Source organism: Candidatus Harpocratesius sp. (assembly GCF_054039255.1).
This window is the reverse complement of sequence record NZ_JBPLBG010000008.1, coordinates 64,690-84,613: the sequence shown is the minus strand read 5'-3', so window position 1 is coordinate 84,613 and position 19,924 is coordinate 64,690. Positions and strand designations below refer to the sequence as shown.

The 19,924-nt window shown below is 29.2% G+C and carries 16 protein-coding genes and 1 pseudogene; 11 read left to right on the top strand and 6 right to left on the bottom strand.

Annotation, left to right across the window (positions count from 1 at the left end; translation table 11 throughout):
- The first annotated feature begins 73 nt into the window (after positions 1-73).
- Together ACXLDF_RS02285 and ACXLDF_RS02280 are read left to right on the top strand one after the other, a co-directional pair.
- Complete coding sequence (locus ACXLDF_RS02285) at positions 74-364, top strand: hypothetical protein (protein WP_457556873.1); 291 nt, start codon at positions 74-76, stop codon at positions 362-364.
- 58 nt (positions 365-422) lie between these two features.
- A complete protein-coding gene (locus ACXLDF_RS02280) occupies positions 423-6,935 on the top strand; it encodes a hypothetical protein (RefSeq protein WP_457556872.1) in 6,513 nt (2,170 codons plus the stop codon).
- A 20-nt stretch (positions 6,936-6,955) separates the two neighbouring features.
- On the opposite strand, the gene ACXLDF_RS02275 is transcribed toward ACXLDF_RS02280, so the two are convergent.
- Positions 6,956-7,150, bottom strand: a complete 195-nt coding sequence (locus ACXLDF_RS02275) for a ribbon-helix-helix domain-containing protein (RefSeq protein ID WP_457556871.1) — start codon at positions 7,148-7,150, stop codon at positions 6,956-6,958.
- A 185-nt stretch (positions 7,151-7,335) separates the two neighbouring features.
- Here ACXLDF_RS02275 and ACXLDF_RS02270 point away from each other — a divergent pair, with 185 nt between their 5' ends.
- The 4 genes from ACXLDF_RS02270 to ACXLDF_RS02255 all read left to right on the top strand — a co-directional run bounded on the left by ACXLDF_RS02270 (position 7,336) and on the right by ACXLDF_RS02255 (position 9,847).
- Complete coding sequence (locus ACXLDF_RS02270) at positions 7,336-7,656, top strand: hypothetical protein (protein ID WP_457556870.1); 321 nt, start codon at positions 7,336-7,338, stop codon at positions 7,654-7,656.
- A 75-nt stretch (positions 7,657-7,731) separates the two neighbouring features.
- On the top strand, positions 7,732-8,274 hold the full coding sequence (locus tag ACXLDF_RS02265; RefSeq protein WP_457556869.1) for a hypothetical protein: 543 nt from the start codon (positions 7,732-7,734) through the stop codon (positions 8,272-8,274).
- A gap of 122 nt (positions 8,275-8,396) precedes the next feature.
- Positions 8,397-9,230: a hypothetical protein gene (locus ACXLDF_RS02260; protein WP_457556868.1), complete on the top strand. Its 834-nt coding sequence runs from the start codon at positions 8,397-8,399 to the stop codon at positions 9,228-9,230.
- A 2-nt stretch (positions 9,231-9,232) separates the two neighbouring features.
- Positions 9,233-9,847 (top strand): P-loop NTPase family protein, encoded by a 615-nt coding sequence (locus ACXLDF_RS02255; RefSeq protein ID WP_457556867.1) that lies wholly within the window; start codon positions 9,233-9,235, stop codon positions 9,845-9,847.
- Positions 9,848-9,962: 115 nt separating this feature from the next.
- Here the strand turns inward: ACXLDF_RS02255 and ACXLDF_RS02250 are convergent, their stop codons facing one another.
- Positions 9,963-11,207: a hypothetical protein gene (locus tag ACXLDF_RS02250; protein WP_457556866.1), complete on the bottom strand. Its 1,245-nt coding sequence runs from the start codon at positions 11,205-11,207 to the stop codon at positions 9,963-9,965.
- Positions 11,208-11,418: 211 nt separating this feature from the next.
- Between ACXLDF_RS02250 and ACXLDF_RS02245 the strand changes: the two genes are divergently transcribed.
- From ACXLDF_RS02245 to ACXLDF_RS02230, 4 genes and pseudogenes are all read left to right on the top strand, one after another.
- Positions 11,419-11,772, top strand: coding sequence for a 50S ribosomal protein L18e (locus tag ACXLDF_RS02245; RefSeq protein ID WP_457556865.1), 354 nt, complete (start codon positions 11,419-11,421; stop codon positions 11,770-11,772).
- Positions 11,773-11,781: 9 nt separating this feature from the next.
- Positions 11,782-12,261, top strand: coding sequence for a 50S ribosomal protein L13 (gene rplM / locus ACXLDF_RS02240; protein WP_457556864.1), 480 nt, complete (start codon positions 11,782-11,784; stop codon positions 12,259-12,261).
- Positions 12,262-12,279: 18 nt separating this feature from the next.
- Entirely contained in the window at positions 12,280-12,681 is a 402-nt protein-coding gene (locus ACXLDF_RS02235; protein ID WP_457556863.1) for a 30S ribosomal protein S9, read from the top strand.
- Positions 12,682-12,825: 144 nt separating this feature from the next.
- Positions 12,826-13,542, top strand: a pseudogene (locus ACXLDF_RS02230) (DNA-directed RNA polymerase subunit D); the annotation flags it as partial.
- Between the two features lie 291 nt (positions 13,543-13,833).
- Here ACXLDF_RS02230 and ACXLDF_RS02225 read toward each other — a convergent pair.
- Positions 13,834-15,087: a DUF7121 family protein gene (locus ACXLDF_RS02225; protein ID WP_457556862.1), complete on the bottom strand. Its 1,254-nt coding sequence runs from the start codon at positions 15,085-15,087 to the stop codon at positions 13,834-13,836.
- A 210-nt stretch (positions 15,088-15,297) separates the two neighbouring features.
- Between ACXLDF_RS02225 and ACXLDF_RS02220 the strand changes: the two genes are divergently transcribed.
- A complete protein-coding gene (locus ACXLDF_RS02220) occupies positions 15,298-16,665 on the top strand; it encodes a tRNA (adenine-N1)-methyltransferase (RefSeq protein WP_457556861.1) in 1,368 nt (455 codons plus the stop codon).
- Positions 16,666-16,668: 3 nt separating this feature from the next.
- On the opposite strand, the gene ACXLDF_RS02215 is transcribed toward ACXLDF_RS02220, so the two are convergent.
- The 3 genes from ACXLDF_RS02215 to ACXLDF_RS02205 all read right to left on the bottom strand — a co-directional run bounded on the left by ACXLDF_RS02215 (position 16,669) and on the right by ACXLDF_RS02205 (position 19,747).
- The gene (locus tag ACXLDF_RS02215) at positions 16,669-17,322 is read right to left on the bottom strand and encodes an HAD family hydrolase (RefSeq protein WP_457556860.1); all 654 of its coding nucleotides are present in this window, start codon (positions 17,320-17,322) and stop codon (positions 16,669-16,671) included.
- A gap of 160 nt (positions 17,323-17,482) precedes the next feature.
- Positions 17,483-18,949 (bottom strand): hypothetical protein, encoded by a 1,467-nt coding sequence (locus ACXLDF_RS02210; protein ID WP_457556859.1) that lies wholly within the window; start codon positions 18,947-18,949, stop codon positions 17,483-17,485.
- A 138-nt stretch (positions 18,950-19,087) separates the two neighbouring features.
- A complete protein-coding gene (locus ACXLDF_RS02205; RefSeq protein ID WP_457556858.1) occupies positions 19,088-19,747 on the bottom strand; it encodes a YggS family pyridoxal phosphate-dependent enzyme in 660 nt (219 codons plus the stop codon).
- Between the last annotated feature and the right edge of the window lie 177 nt (positions 19,748-19,924).

Here is a 19,924-nt window from a genome sequence, read left to right as displayed (position 1 = left end):
TTTAAATCAAATCAACTAATTTGCATAAAAAAATTTAAGCTTCAAAAATATACTTGAATAATAGTGGATAGATATGTTTAAGAAAAAGGGTATAAAGAAAATTAAAAAAATAGAAAATATTAATTTGGTTTTAGCTGCATTAGGTGTAATGGAAGACGAAACATTAAGACCTGTTCCAGCTGATGATATTGCCTTTTGCTTACAAATTGATTTTAAGAAAAAAATGAAAGATTTACAAGTTTTAGAAATATTAAAAAGTGCTCAATCAGAAGGATATTGCGAATACGCGACTAAAGGATGGAAATTAAATCCTAAAGGTGAACAGATTGCAGACGAGACCTTAGCAATACTTTCTGAAGAATAATAATAAAAATAAAAAAATAAAAATTCAATTTATTAAATTTATCAGGAGAACTGAGAATTTGAGTAAAAATATGAAACAAAATCAAGATGAAATATTGAAACAAATAGATATTGTTGAACAAAAAGTAAAAAAATATAAAAAATTGATAAAAAAAAAAAATATTTTAGAATTAGAGTGCCCTTATAAAGAAGCAGAACAAGTATATTTGAAAACAGCTCGAGAATTCGAAAGACTTGGGAATAAAAATCAAGCAGAAATACTTTTTAATGGAGCAAAGCAATATCAAGAGAAAAATCAAAAAGATCATCTATTACGAAACATTGAAAAAAGAAAGAAAAATGAAAGAGAAAAAAGGGATAATATTGCTTTAGTTGATGAAAATGATGAGTTCTTCAATAATTTAGATAAAAACAAGAATATTTCGCATTATAAATCGATATTGCAACAAAAAAAGAAAGATGCTATAAAAAATAAACAAGAAATAGAAAAAATATTTAATGAACTTGAAGATATTACAAAAAAAATAAAAGATTATGAATTAAATATAAAGAAATTTCAAAAAGAAAGCCCATATGAAAAAGCAATCCAAGATTATAGAGAATTTGCAAAGAAACTAAAGAAATTAGGTTGGAATGAAGAAAGTCAAAGAATTTTAGAAAGTATCCAGACACTTCAAGAAAAATTAAAAAGAGACATAATAATACGCAAAAAACTCAAACTAAAGCAAGAACATAAGATAGAAGAAAAAAAAGAAATTGAACAAAAGGCAAAAAAAACTCTGGAAATGGAAAAAAAACATTTAGAAGAGATTCAAAAAGCCAAGAAGAAAATAGAAGAAGAAAAATTATCTGCAAATGCACAAGCAGAACAGATATTTAATAATATTGAGAAAATATCACAGAAAATAACAGAATATGAATCAACAGCGAGTAGGTATCAAATAGAATGCCCATATATTGAAGCAATTAATATATATGAAATTTCAGTTGAAGAACTTAAAAAATTAGGATGGATTGAAGAAAGTCAAAGAATCTTTGAAAGTATCCAGACACTTCAACAAAAATTAAAAAAAGACATGTATAATCGTGAGAAAATAAAGCAGAAAGAAGAACAGATAAGAAAAGAACAAGAAAAATTAGAAAAAAAAGCAAAACTATCCCAAATATTACAAAAACGACAAATGCAAGAAATTGAAAAAGCTAAAGAAGAACAAAACAAACAAAGATTATCAAATAAGACACAAGCGGACAAAATTCTTGCAGAAATTGAAAAAGTATCTCAAAAAATAAAAGAATATGAATCAATAGCTAACAGGTATCAAAAAGAATGTCCATATAGCGAGGCAATTCAATTTTTTTCAGAAAATGCAGAAAAACTTAAAAAATTAGGATGGATTGAAGAAAGTCAAAGAATCTTTGAAAGTATCCAGACACTTCAACAAAAATTAAAAGAAGATGAATTTAATCGAAGGAAAAAGGAAATTGAGAAAAAAAAGATAGAAAAAGCACAGGAAGATTTAGAGAAAAAGGCCAAATTCTCTCAATTATTAAAAAAAAGACAATTAGAAGAAATTGAGAGAGTAAAAAAAGAACAAGAACAACAAAGATTATCAACAAAGGCTCAAGCAGAAAAAATTCTTGCAGAAATTGAAAAAATTTCTCAAAAAATTAAAGAATATGAATCAACAGCTAACAGATTTCAAATAGAATGTCCTTATAATAATGCAATCTTAGTTTATACAGAATCTGCAAAAAATCTTAGCAAAATTGGGTGGAATGAAGAAAGTCAAAGAATTTTTGAAAGTATTCAAACAATTCAAGAAAAACTAAAAGAAGATGAAAATAACCGAAGAAAAAAACAAATAGAGAAATTAAAATTAAAGGAAGAGCAAGAAGAACTAGAAAAAAAAGCTAAATTATCACAAAAAATTCTTATAAAACGCCAAAAAGAACAAGAAGAACAAAAAAAAAGAGAATTACAAGAGCAATTACATAAAAGAAAAATTGCAGAAGAAATTTTCAAAAAAATTGATATTATTGAAAATAAAATAAAAGAATATGAAAATAAACAAGATAAAATACCGTATTTTTGTCCCTATGAAGATGCAATCAAAATTTATAAACAAACTGCGGATGAATTAAAATCAATAGGCTGGACTGAACAAGGAAACAGAATAATTGAAGCCATCCAGAGATATAAGGAGAAATTAGAAGAAGATAAAAATTATCGAGAAAATGAAAAGAAACGTATTGCTAAATCTAAAGAAGAAGAAGAAATGCTTAAAAGAAGAATAAAATTAACAAAAAAATTGCAGGAACAGCGTCAAAAAGAACAAGAAGAAATCAAGCGGAGAGAAGCTCAAGATCAAGCTTATAAACAAGCGATTGCAGACCAAATTTTTGCTCAAATTGAGAAGATTGAATTAAGTGTTAAGGAATATGAAAGTAACCCGAATAAAATACCTTTTACTCCCCCATATGAAGAAGCAATTAAAATTTATAATCAAGCTGCAAAAAATCTAGCTAAAATTGGTTGGCATAAAGAAAGCTTGAAAGTATTTTCAAGTGTAAAATTATATAATGATAAATTAAAGAAAGATCAAGAATACAGGGAACAAGAGAAACAAAGAATTGCAAAAAATTTGGAAGAAAAAAGTAAATTAAAACAAAGAGCTAAAGAATCTCGTGAATATCAAGTTAAAAAAGAACTGCAAAGATTAAAAAGAAAACAAAGAATCCGAGAAGAAAATGCATATAAACAAGCAATTACAAATCAAATATTTAATGAAATTGATCAAATTGAACATGACATAAAAGAATATGAAAGTCTTCCTGATAAAATACCGTATATTTGTCCATATGAGAAAGCGATTGAAGTCTATCAGAAATCTGCAAATAGATTAAGAGAAATAGGAAGAACTTATGAAAGCATTAAGTTATTTGAAGGAATGCAACTGTACCAAGATAAATTAAGGAAGGACCAAATCTATCGAGAAGAAGAAAAATTAAGGGTTGCAAAAAATAAAGAAGAAGCGGAATTATTAGAAAAAAGGGCTAAAAAGGTAAAAGAAATCGCATTAAAAAGACAACAAGAACAAGAAGCGAAAAAGCTTAAAGAACAACAAGAAATGAAGTATAAGCAAGCAATTGCAGATCAAATTTTTACTCAAATAGAAAAAATTGAAGAAGAAATTAAAGAATATGAATCTTTAATTGATAAAATTCCTTATGAATGTCCCTACAAAAAGGCAATTAATACTTATTTCAAAGGCGTTGAAACTTTGAAAGAAATTGGTTGGACCAAAGAAAGTATTAGATTATTTGAAGGACTAAAAATATATAGAGATAAACTTGAAAAAGACAAAAAATATCGAGAAGAAGAAAAACTTCGAATAGCTAAATCAAAAGAAGAACAAGAATTACTAAAAAGAAGAGCGATATTATCAGAAAAATTGCAGAAGCAAAGAAAACAAGAACTTCAAAGAATAAAAAGACAAGAACTCCAAGAAAAAAATTATAAAATGGCAATTGCAGATCAAATTTTCACTAAAATTGATGATGTTGAAAAAGAAGTAGAAGAATATGAATCCCATATTGATAGAATACCATTTGATCCCCCATATGAAAAATGTATTCAAGTTTATAAAGAATGTGCTCAACAACTAATAGATATTGAATGGAATAAGGAGAGTCTTCGATTATTGGAAGGTGTTCGCGTATATCAAGAAAAATTAAGAAAAGATCAAATATATCGTGAAAAAGAGAAACTCAGGGTTGCTAAAACCAAAGAAGAACAAAAAATGTTAGAAAAAAGAGCAAAACTAGCAGAACAGATATTAAAAGAGAAACAACGCCTAAATCAAGAGCGCATACAAAAAGAGAAAGAAGAAAATGAATATAAAGAGTCAGTAATGAATAATATTTTTGCAGATATTGAAAAAATTGAGCATGAAGTGAAAGAATATGAAAGTTTTCCCGATAAAATTCCTTATATTTGTCCATATGAAAAAGCAATCGAAGTCTATCAAAAATCTGCAAATCGGTTAAGAGACATAGGCAAAACAAATGAAAGTATTAAAATTTTTGAGGGTATGAGACTATATCAAGAAAAATTAAGAAAAGATCAAATATATCGTGAAGAAGAAAAATTACGGGTAGCAAAAACCAAAGAAGAACAAAAAATGCTCGAAGAACGAGCCAAACTTGCAAAACAAATTCAATTGAATCATCAAAGAAGGATACAAGAACAATTAAAAAAAAAAGAAGAAAAAGAAAAAGAAAAAGCGAAAATAACAGAAGAAATATTTTCAGCAATTGATAAAGTAGAAAATAAAGTCAGAGAATATGAATCTCATTCCAATCGATATCCATTTACACCTCCTTATGAAGAAGCAATTAAAGTGTATTTAGAATCTGCCAAAACACTTGAACAAATTGGTTGGAAAGAAGAAAGCTCCAAATTATATGAAGGTGTGAATTCTTATAAAGAAAAAGTAGAATATGATAAAAAATATAGAGATCATATTAAAAAACAGCAAGAAATTCAAAAATTAAACGAACTTGCTTTGAAACAGCAGATTGCACAATCTCAAGAAATTTTAAAAGAAAAATTGAAGAAAGAAGAAAGAGAAAAAGCCCTAGAATTTCAAGAAATGCAAAAACAAAAAGAAATATCTGAAAGAGCTTTAAGTATTATTTCTGAAGGTAATGCATTTGCCCAACAACATAAATACAAAAAAGCAATTATCATGTATTTAGAAGCAAGTAAATTATTCCAAGAAATCGGGTGGAAACTTGAAGCAGATAAAATTGCTAAACAAATCGATTTTTTTAAGCAAGAAGAAATAAATTATCTAAAGGAACTTCAAAGACAAGAAGAAGAACGTCTAAAATCAATTAAAGAATATGAAGATTTAGAAAGAAAAGCCAGAATTTCTTGGAAAATCAAACAAAAAGAAAAACTAAAACAAGAAAAGATAAGAAAGAGACGTGAAGAAGAAAAACGAAAGAAAGATTTAGAAGAAATTCAAAAATTAATTGCAGAAAGTCAAAAGTATCAAGAAGACAAAGAACAGAAGCTAAAGATTTTACAAAAAGAAGAACAACAAAAAGTAAAACAAATAGAAGAAATTCATAATCAATGTCTTAACTTGTTGGATGAGGCTCGTAGCTTTGTTGAAAATAAAAAATATAAAGATGCCCTGAAAGTCTATGAACAAGTATTGAATCTATACAAGAAAATAAAATATGAGATTGGAATTCGAATCACTATAGAAACAATTGAGAAAACTAAACAGGATTTACAAGCATATCAAGAACAAATACTCTTAAAGGAACAAGCAGAAAAAGAACGTGAAAAAGAAATACAAAAGATTCAAGAATTGATAAAAAGATCTAAAGAAGAATCAGAACGAATTTTATTAGAAGAACAGAAACGAAAATTAGAAGAAAATGAGATAAAAAGTAAACAAGATCAAATTCAAAATCAGATTTTTGATTTGCTTGAAATGGGAAGTAATTATTCACTTCAGCATCAATATGATGCAGCAATTTCAAAATATAAAGAAGCCTTAGTGTTATTTGATGAAATAAATTGGCCATTAAAAAAGAAACAGATAATTCAATTAATAAATGAAACTGAAGCTAAAAAAGAAGAATATTTGTTAAAACTAGCAGAAATTCAGAAGAGAAAAGAAGAAGAATTACTTCAACGTAAGAATTTTGAGAAGCAAATGGCATCTCAAGAGATGAAAAGACGAGAATCTTTAGAGAATTTAGAAGAAATTTCAATGGAAGAAAGACGCTTGGCAAGAATTGAGAGGCAAAGAGGTGATTTAGCCTACAAATACTTAGATCTCGCAGAAAAATCATATGAAGAACATCATCCTTACTTAAGTCTTTATTATCTCCATAATGCAATGTATAATTTTACAATAAACAAATGGACATTAGAAGCTAATACGACAAAAAAGAGATTATATCAAATTTTTGAAAGTATTTCGAATTGTTTGATTAAAATAAAAGAATTACTACAAAACACAAATTTTGAGTTAGAGAAAGAAGCAATGGAAGAAATAACTCAATGTTATTTATTTTTAGAAAAAGAAGATATCAAGAAATCTTTATCCAGTTTTGAACGAATAAGAGAAACCTTCAATAAATTAAACTGGACAAATTCACTTGAAAACCTTTCAGCATTACATATTGAAATATATGCATTGAAGGCAAAAGTAGATCATCGAAATCAACTTCCAACAAAAGAAGACGGTTTCGAACTATTAAATTCAGCACATGAACGATTAAATGAGAAAAATTTTGATGAAGCAATTCTCAGTGCAGAGAAAGCAGCAGAAATCTTTGAAGAAATATCTATACCAAGCTTAAAAAGGTTGTGTGATCAAACAATACTCCGGATAAAGTTAAGTAAACGAAAATACGAAAATGAAAAAACAGCATTAGAACGAATTTCTTCAATTTCTTCTCCAGAATTACGGCGAGAAGCACGTATTGAATTAAGAAAGAAAATTCGACGAGCAACGCGTCATATAAAAGGTAAGGTTGGTGGAGTATAACTAAAGAAAAGTGAATTAATTTATGTATTATTATTAATTTTTTTTGCTTTTACTTTTCTTCTTGGTAATTCTTCTTTTAGAATTAATTCATTTCGAATTAAGTCTCGAATTGCTGTTCGAATAGCTTCACTTCTATTTGGAAAAAATTCTTCCACAACTAGCAGGTCTAAAGATTCAATATATTTTTCTGGAACAAAAACTGTGAGCATTTTCATTTTCCTTATCCTTTAAGAATTTATAAAATAATCGATATGCTAAGTTAAAAAATGTTATTATTTAATTCCTATTTATTTCCAAAGTACGAACAAGTTTTTTTTTGTGTTACATATACGTGTAACACAAAACATATAAATAACCAATTTATAATAAAATTAAATATTATAACTATAAGTGATTTAAAGTGATTGAAGATTTACAAGAATTCTTAAAGAATGGTCAAGATTGGGAGAAAATGGAAACAGATATTCCCGGAGTATTTGTGGTTAAAATTCCCGGAACAAAAACCCGAGATGCAAGATTAATGGTAGAAATAAATCCTGTGGACAAAACTACAGGAAAACCTAAAAAGCGAAAAGGTTTATTTATAGCAGATTATGAAATGTACCTTCAATTTCAAGAAGCTCTATTTCAAGATGAAGTTCCTGCATTAATTAAGGCTTTGGAAGAACTAAATCCAGCATTACCTGCTACAAAGACAAAAAAACTAAAATTGAAATCATAAAAAAAAAACGCTACAAAATAAGTAATTCTATATACCCCTAATTTTTTATTTTCTTGTATTTTATTAATGTTATACATGAAAGAAGCAGAAATTAAAATTCTTTTAGAGATTAAAGAACATCTTATTCACTTTATTCAAACAAAAACAGCGGATCTTGAAAAGATAAAACAAGAAATCGATGACATAAATTCCCAAGTGGAGAAAATAAATCAAATAATTTCAAGTGGGAGTTTTATCACGGCTGAAAATTTAATTGATGCAGAAGCTGCTGCAAAGAAAAAATTATCTACAACGAGTACTACTGAAATAGCAAAAAAAATCTTTTCTTATGATAAATCTTTGTTAGCTGATTTAAAATTTTCAAATGATATTGTAAAAATTCGATTTCCTAATCCAAAGAAAATAAATTTTACTCAAGAATTATATATTACAAAATTTGTGAAACCGATTTTAGTCCCTCTAAAAAAAAATGAGCCAAACCTTCAATCTCAAATAACTAAAATAGAAATCGATAATGAATTATTTATTTCATCAATTATTTTACAAAATGTGAATCAATTTGATAGTTTTTCTTCCATTTATGAAAGCTTAGCAGATCTTTTACTGACAAATGCTTAATTTTTATATATTAAATCACATTACTGTACCAATTTTTGATTTTTTTTTCGCTTAAATTAAAAAGCAAAATCTTAAAGCATGATTCATAACATATAATAATAAGAAAGAGAAGAGTAGAATTGATGATGGCAAAAAAAACGAAAAAAGCTATTCTCATTTACCCTAAAATTCATTCCACTTTTAATAGTGATGCAATTGAGACTGCTTTAGTTAATAAAGCAAAAGAATTGCTGGGATTGAATGAAGAAGAGATCAATTTTATCTTTTTAAGCGGAAATTTCTTTGACACAAGAGGATGGGCATATTCTGCAATTCGTTCTTGGCGAGGTGCAATAAAACCTTCAAGCTCAAAAAAAAGACCAATATTGGATGCAACATTTGCATGCTTATCAGTATATCTTTCTTCATTAATTAGTTTTCAAGCAGATTTTGCTTTTGCATATGACGAAATTAAAGAAATCTTAAATGAGAAAGGTCGTGATGATTTATGGGCAATTATTGAAGAGAAATTACCATTTGTTTCATTACCACCAGCAGAAATGTTTCCCCCAGGCTTAAAATCACCAATTGCACCATATTATACATTAAAACAAGATGAAGAATTATTTTTAGGTGAATTATATAGTACAGTATTTTTATCAAATTATGTTAAAAACATGAAATCGCGCTATTATGTGTATTTTTCATACAGTGGATATAGTGCATTTGGTTATTTTTCAGCTTTACCAAAAACAGATAATTTTGGATTCGATCAACCTCCACGAGAGTTTAACATGGATCCTACAGAAGAAAATTTTGTGAAATTTATCAAAAGTTCCACAACATTGAAAGATTTAATGATGGCACTTATTGAAGCCCATAATAACTCATTATTGGAACAATTCCTCGTGGATGATTATGAAACATTTTTAAATCAATTATTAGAAATTGAAGAAATAGATGAAGGAGAGGGCTAAATATGGCAAATATAGGTTTACTTGGAGCAGTCTCAGTCGGAAAAACCACAATCTTGCGTTTATTTGTGAAATACTTAAAAACAAAGAAAATTGTCGATATTAAGGGTGGAAAAGAGTGTGTAGTAGTAAAAACAGATTTTTCAGGAGAAGCAGTTTTAGATCCTGAGACAGGTGTTAAAGAAACAAAAACAATTCACCCTAATCGAGTAGTCTTTAGAGAAGTTGATACTCATAAAAATCATACATTGTTTGCACCAGGGGGTGATCGAGGACGTGCAGTAGTAAGGATGGGTGTTATCACAATTTCCCGAATTGCCAAACAAATTATTGCTGTGTTTGCATGTGATCGCCCTGTAAAAGATCAATTTCAATTTTTCCGAGATGTTCGGTTTTTCCCTGGACAAATATATGTTTGCTTTAATAAATACGATCTTGTTCCAGAGGGTGAAAGAGAATCAACAATAGAGAAAATGAAAGAAGAGATAATTGATTTCTTTATGAAACGAAAAATTTCGATAAAAGAATTTCATATTGTTTGTGCTGAAAATATTCCAAACATGGAAGAATATAATGATCGTGCTGCAGAAATGATTTTAAAAATTGCAACAGAAAATTAACAAGAATTTATAATTACTTCTGTTTTTTCATTCATTTAATTTGTATATTCAGCGTTGCTACAAAATTAAATTAAAAAAAGAAGGATATATGAAAAAAAATCATTATTCAAATAAATTACGTTCTGATTCGGCGAGGATTATAATGTAATGTCATCTCTGAATTAGTAACTACAATTGATTTTATCATTTTACATTTTCGCTGTAAAGTCTCATATTTCATGGTAACTTTTTGTAATTTTACTGGATCATTACTCTTCTTTGCTTTTCTAACAGCTTTTAAGTATTTTTTCTTCATCCGCAAAGCTTTATGTATTTTTTTATATTTTTTATCATTTTCTTTCATATATCGAATCAATATGGCGAATAAAATCAAAACTCGCCTAAAAACAACTGAGCGATTTAATGATTCAAATTCTCGTTCACCTCTAAATCGAATAGTAGTCTTTCCTCCTATATTCAGCATTCGATCATCGATTTCTGCTACTTTTTCTCGAGTCTCTGCGTTATATACTCGAAAATCTTTACCTGGAGTAAAGCGACGACCTTTAATTCTAAATGTGATCAATTCCCCTGTCTTTGGATTTGGAATTGTGAACATATATCTGTCACCAATTATCGAGTGAGTCTTCATTAATGCAACACGATATTCATATCCAGGTAAATTAATAAAATAAAATGGACGTGCTTTTCCACGGTTTTCGCCAAATAACCCATTCATACTCATTAAAAGGCTTTCTTCTAAGGTTCCACGCCAACGTCCAGCATGTCCCTCTTTCTTTTTATCACGTTTTAATTCAGTAAAAGTTTTAATTACCAAACGTTTAAGCAATTTCGAATATTCTTCGGGTTCATAATCTTGACTGTGCTTCAAAGCCTCTTGATAAATGACAGATTCTTTATCAGAATGCTCCCAAAAAGAAGTATTATAACCGATTACTTCTTTGTAATCCTTTACTTTTTGTTCTTTTCTCCTTTCCTTATATGGTTTCCCCAAATCTTCTGGAGAATAAGCATAAAATGAAATATCACCGATTACTTCCATATTTTTAGTAAATTGTCTACTTTGCGCACGATATTGATCTTTTTGACGAATTCCAGTTGTAGCCATATGCATCTTTGTTAACCATGTATCAATTTCAATCCGTTTGTACCATTGGCGAGACATTTGAATTGCTTCTTTTTCACCATCTATATCTTCGATTGAATAATCATCCATATTAAGAGATTCTTCTTCATCAGAACCAATTTCTAATTCTTGAATTTCATCGACAACTTCATCAACATCTTCAAAATCTTTATCATCAAGTTCCTCATCATAAGGTTCAGAGTCTTCTTGATTTTCCTCAGGTTCTTCACTCATTTTAATCACCTAATAAAAAATTACGAATTCTTCGTTAGCTATATTAACTTTCTGAGAAATCGCATATAAATTTTTCAGTTATTGTTGTCTTAAAAAGAAATAAAGGAATTAAAAATATTTTTCAGTGAATTCCCCACTCTAAAGCACAAAAAATAAATTATATGCAATATTGTTTCATTTGAAAATCAATTTGATTTTTAAGGTTTTTCAAATGACTACACCAACAGGTCCGAGCAATTTCTATATCAGAAAATTGGCTCGAAAATTATGGAAAACAAAACGCCCTATCTGGCGCGATGTTTCTAAACGTTTAATGGCCCCGCAGAAAAACCGAGTCGAAATTAATTTGGCGAAAATCAATCGATTAACCCAAAAAGGAGAAACTATTATTGTTCCAGGAAAAATTCTTGCTAATGGAACTTTAGAGAAATCCTTGACAATTGCCTGTAAAGCAATTTCAAAATCGGCTCGTGTTAAAGTCGCGGCTTCAAAATCTGAATTATTAACAATTGAAGAATTGTTGGAAAAAAATCCAACAGGAAAAGGAGTAAGAATAATTATTTAGGTGATCAAAATGCAACAACCCGAATGGAAAATATTGGATGCCGCAGATATGATAATGGGTCGAATGTGCTCACAAGTGGCTAAACTTGCATTATTGGGAGAATATATTGTTATTATTAATGCCAAAGATGCTGTAATTAGTGGTCGCCGTAACCAAATTTTAGCGAAATATGTCCATTTACGTAAAGATATTCGAAATCTAAGCAATCCCCGCAGAGGACCTTTCCATAGTAGTAGACCAGATACATTTCTCCGACAAAAAATTAGATTTATGCTACCTAAAAATCACCGAGGAAAAGAAGCACTTAAGCGTGTTCATGTTTATATAACAGGAATTCCAAGCATAAAAGCATCTAAATACGAAAATGCAGAACCAATTATTGTTCGTAATGCATCTAAAGAAAGATTGAGCCATAAATATGTCACAATTGAAGATGTATGCAATAACATGGGCTGGACCCGAAAAAGAGGAAATGAACTTTCGGCTTAAATATTAAGGTGATTAAAAATGAAAATAATTCAAACTAGCGGAAAAAGAAAAAATGCAATTGCACGAGCCACTGTTCGACCTGGAACTGGAATCATACGAATAAATAAGATTCCTGTTGAAAAAATACAACCAGAATTAGCACGAATGAAAATTGAAGAATTATTAATTATTGTAAATGATGAAAAACTGAAAACTATCAATATTGATATTGTCGTAGAAGGTGGCGGAGTTATAGGTCAAATTGATGCAGCCCGAATTGCGTTAAGCCGAGCAATAACTCAATTTCTTAAGAAAAAATCTGTCATTCGCGCTATCAAAGAATATGATCGATCCATGCTTTCTGGTGATTCTAGACAAGTAGAAAGAAAGCATTGGGGTGGACGGAAAGCACGAAAACGATTCCAAAAGAGTTATCGTTAAAAACGCATTATTCTCTAATTATATAAAAATACCTTTTTTTTAATCTATTTCCAGAACAACATTATATCATAAAAAATTTAAAATACGGGTCGATTGATTTTGAAAATTGAAGTTTTTGAAAGAATCCAAAATGAAAATTTGGACATGGTTAAATTTGTACTCGATGGTGTAGGTGTTGAATTAGCCAATGCTTTTCGACGAATAATATTAACCGAAGTTCCAACCATGGCAATCACAGAAGTTCTGTTTGTCGAAAACGATACAGTCTTATATGATGAAATGATTGCTCATCGATTAGGTTTAATTCCCTTAACAACGGATTTAAAGAATTATAATCTTCCCGAAGAATGTTCATGTGGAGGTCAAGGTTGTACATTATGCCAAGCTCAGTTAATGTGTGAAGTCCACGCAGAAAATGAACAAAAACACGTCTATTCCCGTGATTTAGAATCCTTAGATCCAAAAATTCATCCTGTTAATGAAAATTATTTAATTGCAGAATTAGGAAAACGAACATCATTAGTTTTTGAAGCTTACGCCCAATTAGGACGTGGTAAAGATCACGCTAAATTTCAGCCAGTTTGTTCTATTGGCTATAAATATTTTCCCAAAGTAACAATTGATAATTCAAAATTTAGTAGTGAAGAAGAAATTGATGATTTCTTATTAAAAGATCACACTAAATTATTTGAAAAAGTTGATGGAAAATTAACTCTAATCAAAGATTATTGGAAAGGTCCAGATTTTACTGATTCAATTGCTAATCATGCACCTCCAGGAGCAATAACCATAGAATTTGAACCTAATAAATTCGTCTTCACTGTTGAGGGAACAGGTTCATTACCCTTAAAAGAAATATTTACAAAAGCAATAGAAATATTTTTGGAAAAATTAGATGAATTTGAAGATCAATTAAAAAGTGTATCCATTGAACCAATTATTTCTAAGATTTCCATGCGAAAACTATAGAATTTCCTCAAAAATTTCTTTTCGTCAGTCGTTTTTATTTTTTTACTAATTTTGACCCATTTTCTTCATAATTTTAATTAAAAAAAGAATTCCAAAATTCTATATTTTGAAAAATTGTAATTCTCTTGCAATCTAATATAATGAGAAAAAAAAGGATAAGCAAGAAATAATTAAATTTGTAATTTATTTCTGAGCTTTATTAGCTTTTTCTTCCAAAAAGGCACGAGCTTCAAAGATATTCAGTTTAACACCTTTTTTAAGCTTGTCTTTAGCATCTTCTAAGGTTAAACGCTGAATTTCTTTTTTCATTTTCTTTTTATTTTGATATTGAGCTTTTTGGGAAATTCGTTTTCGTCGATTGATTCGTTGAGAAACTTCAATTAATCGTTGATGGTAGATATCTGCTATGAATCGATTTTCATTTAACTCACGCTGTAGATTGCGCTTTTCACGACGAAGTTCATCAATTTCTTTACTACAATCTAAATATAACAAGTGATAATTTTGTGATTCTTCAGCAGAAGTTCTTAATTCTTCATTTATTTCTGATAAGTCTTTCCGATAATTTCGGATATTATCGATCTCTTCTTTGAATGGTTTGGGTTTTCGATGTTCCTTTGTTAAATCTTGAAGAGTTCGTTCTAATTTATCGATTTCATCAACAATTTTATTTTCTTCACTTAGTTCTAAATCTTCTGTTTCGATTTTCTTTTCTAAAAATTCTATTTTTCTCCGAATTTTCCCTATTTGGGTACCTATTTTTTTTGTATTTCTACCTTCTTCGCTTTGTTTTGCATCATTTTTAGCTTTTTTTAGTGTAGCTCGAGAATCATTTAATAGTTCAACCATTTTTGATTTTCGTTCTTTAATCTCTTGAACTTTTTTATTCAATTGATCCCGTTTATTTCGATAATCTAATGCTTGATTTCGAACATTGGAAATCTCAATCTGAATCTTTTTGATTTTATTTATTAAATCACGTGTTCCATCATTATGTATATCACGCAATTCTTTTAATTCATTTACATCTTCAATTCTTTCGGATTCTTGAGCAATTCTTTTTAACTTTGGATTTTTGCTGAGATCTATTTTCGGTTGTTTCTGCTTTCGGCGACGTTTTTTAGCTTTTTTATCCTTTTCATCAACACTTTTAGCAGATTCAGATTGTTCTGATTTCTCATCAGGAGAGATTTCCGATTCTTCGTTAGCTGTACCTTCAAAATCTAAAGGTTCATCTTCAACTTCTTCTTCATCTTCACTCAATAAGGTTTCAGCTTCACGATCCAACGATTCTTGTAATTCTTCATCCTTTTCAGGATCAATATCGGCTTCTTTTTCATCATCAGATGAGTCCATTGAATCACCATTCTCGATTTCAGGAGATTTCTCTTCTTCTGGTTGAGGGACTTCATCTTCCGGTTCGTTCTGATTAAACATTTATTTGGCACCCAAAATATATCGTATGACGATATTTATTGTGATACATAGATTTAACTCTCATCTGATAAATTTAAGTAAAAAAATTCGAGATGAGATCAATCTCCCAAAGGTTTCGATCTATTATTAACTTTACTAAATCCACGTTATCCCCCATTCCTACATGTGATTATCGAAAAATTTTTTGCCTTTCTATTGTTTAGTTTTTTGATGCAAGCGATAGAAGAAGGTGAAAGAGTTTATATTATTCTTGATCCTCGAAGAAAATGGATTCGAACTGTGAAATCTTCACAACAATTTCATAGTGATAAAGGATTTTTAGAATATAAAGAAATAATTGGAAAATTACCAGGACAAACATTCTTACTTAAACCTTTTCATCGAAAAGTTGCAGTTTTACGTCCACTAATAAGTGATTTCATTTTTCATATGAAACGTCAAAGTCAAATTATTTATCCAGAAGATATTGGTTCTATCTTAATTTATGGTGGAGTGGGTCCAAAGTCAAATGTTCTTGAGGCAGGGACTGGAAGTGGAACAGTCACCAGTATTCTTGCCCATTTTTGCCAACCTAATGGGCATGTTTACAGTTTTGATATTCGGGAAAATGCACTTAATCAGGCAAAAAAGAATATTTCATTTATGGGAATGACTCATCAAACTACAGTAAATCTTGGAGATATTCTTGAAAATGATTACAACTTTCAAAATATACATTTCATTATGCTTGATTTGGCTACACCCTGGTTGGCAGTTCCAAAGGTAAAAAAATATCTCCACCCCACAAAGGGGAGAATCTGCTTATTCAGTCCAACATTAGAACAAGTAAAAAAAAATATTAATGCACTTTCAAGTGAGCATTTTTCCTGGTATAGGACTTATGAATTATTAAAACGCTTTTATCAAGTAAAAACTAATGCCACTAGACCAATTGGACGAATGGTAGGCCATACAGGATATCTTACATATGGAGCTTTTTATTCTTTAGATGAATCACTTCAAAATATAGGTTTTAATGACTTATACTCACCAGAAAATTTAGGAAATCTTTTTATTTACGCACAATTCACGCAAAATCGGAAAATTTTAGTTGTTACTCAAATTCAATCTCCATTAAAGAGAATTTTAGAAAAAACTCTTCAAAATCTTTCAAATTTTACTTTTATTTTTGTGTCTCAACAAACAGATGAAATACCTCAATTAAATGAAATTAAATCTCAACAATTTTTTGATGTAATCTGCATTGATGATTGTTATTTTGAAAATCTATTCGTAGAATTTACAAATTATCTTGAAAATGGAGGTGTTTTCTGTGGAATTCATGAAAACATCGAAGATGCGAAAGAATTTCATCTTGCCATGATAGAAGCCCACTATTACGATATCACAACATCAGAAATAATCAAACGAGAAATTCGTATAAATAAAGAAGATAAAAAAACTAATTCACATATCCTTTCAAATAAAGGTTTTTTAACCCTTGGACGAAAGATATTGGATAAAATAGAAATAAAAGAAGGTGCACCAAAAATACCTGAAAATGTCGAAATGATACTCGAAGTAGGGAGAAATCTCTAATAATTACAAGAAATTTAGTGGTAATTGCATCATTAAATCTGTCACCTCTGAAATTATTAAATCTGGCTTCAATTTTGAGAAATATTCAACTGAATGAGAAGAACATACAGCAATAGTTCTTGTTCCTGCAGCTTTTCCCGCTATGATATCGTATTGTGAATCACCAATCATCACACAACGTAGAGCAGATAGATTCAGTAAAGTAAGTGCTTTCTTAATCATTTCCGGATCAGGTTTAGCTTTCTTTATTTCATCAATACCAATATAACCAATTGATAAATCGTTCCAATGATTCACTTCTATCATTCTTGCGATAACTCTATTAAAATTATTACTTACAAATACGATTTTTCCGTATTTTTTTGAAATTTCTTCTAAAAGTTCGTTTACACCTTTAAATGCTGCAATTTTTTCAATTTCAGATAATAAAAATTCTGTTTTTGCTTCAGTAATGTGTTGTATAGTTGAATGGTCCACATTTTTTCCTGCTAAATTGCGACAAATCTGAGCAGTTTTCAAACCAAATTGAGAAATTATCTCTTCATCGTTCTTAAATATCCCATATTCACGTAATGCTCTTCGCCAAGCATTTAAATGCGCAATATTAGAATCTAAAAGAGTTCCATCAATATCAAAAATATATCCTTGTATTTCCATTAATCTAGCTCCATGAAATATTATTTTCCATTCAATTAGAATTATTTAGATATTATTCCAACATAGAATGAAAAGATCGGAAAAGATAATTTTCTTAATAAAAAAGTTGCAAAAAATAAAAATCTAAGTAAAAAAACAAGAAAATGCGATGAAAAAAATTTTAATCATCCATAGGAATCTCTAATTTACGCAATTTTTCTTTTAACAACTTAATTTCATCAATTCTTTCTTGTTTTCGCATTTCATATTCTTCAAGTTCTTCGGCTTCAATTTTTGTGAGTGAAATTCCGCGGTTTATTGATTCCATTAATTCACTTATCACATCTAATTTATATTTTAATTGCGAAATCTCCTTTATTCGTTTTTCTTTTTCTTGCTGAAGTTGATTCATTTCTTCTGAATCAATTTGTTCCAGTTTAACACCATCTTTTACTTTTTTCATCAATTCATCCAAAACATTAAGGTGACTTGTCAAATGAGCAATTTCGGCTTGGCGACCTAATTTATTATATTCATGTTCATGGATATCTTTTATTGATATACTTTGCAATTTCGGCATTGATTCAATTTCCTTCATTAATTCTACGCTTAAATCCATTTTAGCCAGAATATTCCCTTTTAAACGCTGAATTGCTTGCATTCGCTCAGATTTATATTTTTCGTATGCTTCTCTTTCAGCAGGATCTGGCGGAGTTAGTTGCTTCTCTTGAATTTCTTGAAATAACTGGGGAATTTTTTCTATTTTTTCTTTTAATCCAGTTATTTCTTGAAATTTTTTTACTTTTTCTGGATCTAATCGATCGAAATAAGCAGAAGCAATCTCAAATTTTTCCAATAATTCATTTCTTATCTCGGTTCGCTGCTCATGAGAAACTCCAAGAGTTGAAACGATATCATCGAGTAATTTATCAGCCATCTCTATCTTAGATTTCAAATTTGAAATTTCATCTAAACGTTGTTGACGATGAATTTCATATTCTTGTTTTGCGCTTTCATCAACTTTCTTTAGTATTGGAGGAGTAGATTCGATTTCTTTTAAAATTGTACCAAAATTTTGAAGATATTTTTCAGCTTCCTTAAGATCTTCAATTCTTTTCTTTTTGGCATTTAAATATGCTTCTTGCTCTTGAGGATTTATTGGTGTTAAAGCATTTAATGGATTTTCTGAAATCTCATTTAAAACGTTTGAAAAATTCAATAAATGCTTGTTAGCAATCCGAATCATTCCTAAACGTCGATTTTTTTCTTGTTCGTACTTTTCACGCTCTTTTTCATCAATAACTTTCAAAAATGTGGTATTTTGTATTTCTTTAATTAATTCTTTTGACATTTCTATTGTTTCACGCAATTTTTTAATAGATTTCAATCTTTTTTTCTTTGCAGCTTGATAAATTTCTTTTTCTGTTTCAGGAATCGGAGATAGCTGGATTGATGATTGCTGAAGTTCTTTAATTATTGATTGAGCATTATCAAAAAGCCCTTTGAGTCTTTTAATTTCATTTTTTCTAGATTGGCGCGCTTGTTCTACAGAATGAAGCTCTTGTTCATCAATTTTATGTAATTGTGAACCTTCTTTAATTTCTTTTAAAAGCTTCTTCTGTTGTTCTTTTTTTTCTGGATCTTCCATTACCTTTCTCACCTTTAATTACACTTTAACAATCTTATTTCATACATTTAATCATTTTGTCTTTGTAATTAATAAAATAAAAATGTGAAAAGAAATCAATCATTAATAATCAACCATAGATAGAACGGATTTTTTAGATTATTGGTTACGAGGACCAAATATAGCAGTTCCAATCCTTACCATTGTTGCTCCGTTTTTGATTGCTTGTTGATAATCATGACTCATCCCCATACTTAGGGTAGTCAATTTGTATTGTTCCTTATAAGTTTCGAAAATTTCTCTCATTTGTCGAAAATATGGGGTAGGATCAATATCTGCAGGAGGAATACACATAAAACCTTTAACTTCAATTCTAGAAAAATCATCGCAATATTTAAGAAAATCTGATACTTCTTCAGGAAAGATTCCACTTTTTTGAGGCTCCTTTCCTATATTCACTTGAATTAATACAGATATCTTCTTGTCAAAAGATACACACGCATTTTGCATTTTTGAAACAATTTTCATACGATCTACAGATTGTACTTCATCAAAATGTGCAACGATATCTTTTATTTTATTCGATTGAATGTGACCGATAAAATGCCATCGAATTTCCCTTAAGTGTTTTAATGAAAGTATTTTTGGAATAGCATCTTGAACATAATTTTCCCCAAAGTCTCGTACACCCCATTTATAAGCAGCTTTAATATATTCTATGGGTTTCCTTTTAGATACAGCCACTAAAGTGATTCCAGGGGAAATTTTAATTTTATCTAAATTTACTGCAATAAATTCAAGGTTCTCTATAGTGTTCATGATAACATGACTCCTCTTTTTGATTCTAATACCGCTTTCAATATATTAGTTATGTTAATTTCTTTAATATCCTATATTTCTTTACTAATGGATGATTAAATTTGAGTCTTATATAAAAACTAATTCGCACATTTAACTCCTGAAAAAGAAACTTTCGTCATTTTCATTATTTAACCA

Coding starts and splice junctions, on each gene's coding strand:
- ACXLDF_RS02275 (WP_457556871.1), bottom strand. CDS start 7,150: ATGAAAATGCTCACAGTTTTTGTTCCAGAAAAATATATTGAATCTTTA.
- ACXLDF_RS02215 (WP_457556860.1), bottom strand. CDS start 17,322: ATGGAAATACAAGGATATATTTTTGATATTGATGGAACTCTTTTAGAT.
- ACXLDF_RS02235 (WP_457556863.1), top strand. CDS start 12,280: ATGAAAATAATTCAAACTAGCGGAAAAAGAAAAAATGCAATTGCACGA.
- ACXLDF_RS02255 (WP_457556867.1), top strand. CDS start 9,233: ATGGCAAATATAGGTTTACTTGGAGCAGTCTCAGTCGGAAAAACCACA.
- ACXLDF_RS02245 (WP_457556865.1), top strand. CDS start 11,419: ATGACTACACCAACAGGTCCGAGCAATTTCTATATCAGAAAATTGGCT.
- ACXLDF_RS02225 (WP_457556862.1), bottom strand. CDS start 15,087: ATGTTTAATCAGAACGAACCGGAAGATGAAGTCCCTCAACCAGAAGAA.
- ACXLDF_RS02210 (WP_457556859.1), bottom strand. CDS start 18,949: ATGGAAGATCCAGAAAAAAAAGAACAACAGAAGAAGCTTTTAAAAGAA.
- ACXLDF_RS02265 (WP_457556869.1), top strand. CDS start 7,732: ATGAAAGAAGCAGAAATTAAAATTCTTTTAGAGATTAAAGAACATCTT.
- ACXLDF_RS02250 (WP_457556866.1), bottom strand. CDS start 11,207: ATGAGTGAAGAACCTGAGGAAAATCAAGAAGACTCTGAACCTTATGAT.
- ACXLDF_RS02285 (WP_457556873.1), top strand. CDS start 74: ATGTTTAAGAAAAAGGGTATAAAGAAAATTAAAAAAATAGAAAATATT.
- rplM (WP_457556864.1), top strand. CDS start 11,782: ATGCAACAACCCGAATGGAAAATATTGGATGCCGCAGATATGATAATG.
- ACXLDF_RS02220 (WP_457556861.1), top strand. CDS start 15,298: ATGCAAGCGATAGAAGAAGGTGAAAGAGTTTATATTATTCTTGATCCT.
- ACXLDF_RS02260 (WP_457556868.1), top strand. CDS start 8,397: ATGATGGCAAAAAAAACGAAAAAAGCTATTCTCATTTACCCTAAAATT.
- ACXLDF_RS02205 (WP_457556858.1), bottom strand. CDS start 19,747: ATGAACACTATAGAGAACCTTGAATTTATTGCAGTAAATTTAGATAAA.